The sequence below is a fragment of the Pseudonocardia sp. SID8383 genome, from assembly GCF_009864975.1.
Classification (GTDB): domain Bacteria; phylum Actinomycetota; class Actinomycetes; order Mycobacteriales; family Pseudonocardiaceae; genus Pseudonocardia; species Pseudonocardia alni.
Genome location: NZ_WWFY01000583.1, coordinates 1 through 230, shown reverse-complemented (window position 1 = coordinate 230; position 230 = coordinate 1). Strand labels below are relative to the sequence as shown.

The 230-nt window shown below is 79.1% G+C and carries 1 protein-coding gene; it reads right to left on the bottom strand.

The features are described from left to right. Positions 1–230: glycosyltransferase (locus GTW08_RS13960; RefSeq protein WP_161152016.1), on the bottom strand; the 230-nt coding region annotated here is incomplete at both ends.

Sequence of the window (230 nt, the reverse complement as noted above, 5' to 3'; positions counted from 1 at the left end):
TTGCGCTGCGGCTCGCACAGTGCGGCGACCGCCCCGACCAGCTCGCGGTCGGCGGCGTCGGTGGCCGGGTCGCCGGGCTCCCCGCCGTCGGGGCGGGGTGCCACGAGGTAACCGGTGCGGTCGGGCAGCACGAGGTCGCGCGGGCCGCCCGCGTCGGGCGCGACCACCGGGACGCCCGAGGCGAGTGCCTCCTGCACGGCCTGGCAGAACGTCTCGGCCTGGCCGGTGTG